We start from the raw sequence: 377 nt of genomic DNA on the forward strand, positions 1-377 counted from the left end.
CGGCCCCGCGTCTCGGACGACAACGCTTTCTCCGAAGCGCTTTTCCGGACGCTGAAGTATCGCCCCTGTTTTCCACGGCGGCCCTTCACATCCATCAAGGACGCCCATGCCTGGGTGACGCGCTTCATCACCTGGTACAACACCGAGCACCGCCACTCGGCCATCCGCTTCGTCACTCCCGATGACAGACACTTCCGGCGCGAAGCCTCGCTGCTCGCCCGGCGCCACCAGGTGTACCAGCGCGCCCGGCGGTGCCATCCCGCGCGCTGGAGTCGCGGCACGCGCGACTGGACGCCGGTAGGCCCCGTGCGCCTCAATCCCACTCCCAATCTCACCCCGCTTCTGCAGGAGGTGCGGTCCGTCGGCTGAACCCTCTC

General features: G+C 67.6%; 1 protein-coding gene. It reads left to right on the forward strand.

Annotation, left to right across the window (positions count from 1 at the left end; translation table 11 throughout):
• On the forward strand, positions 1-369 hold a 369-nt coding region (locus tag JGU66_28530; GenBank protein ID MBJ6764733.1), incomplete at its 5' end, for a transposase.
• Positions 370-377 lie beyond the last annotated feature (8 nt).

This window comes from Myxococcaceae bacterium JPH2 (assembly GCA_016458225.1).
Classification (GTDB): domain Bacteria; phylum Myxococcota; class Myxococcia; order Myxococcales; family Myxococcaceae; genus Citreicoccus.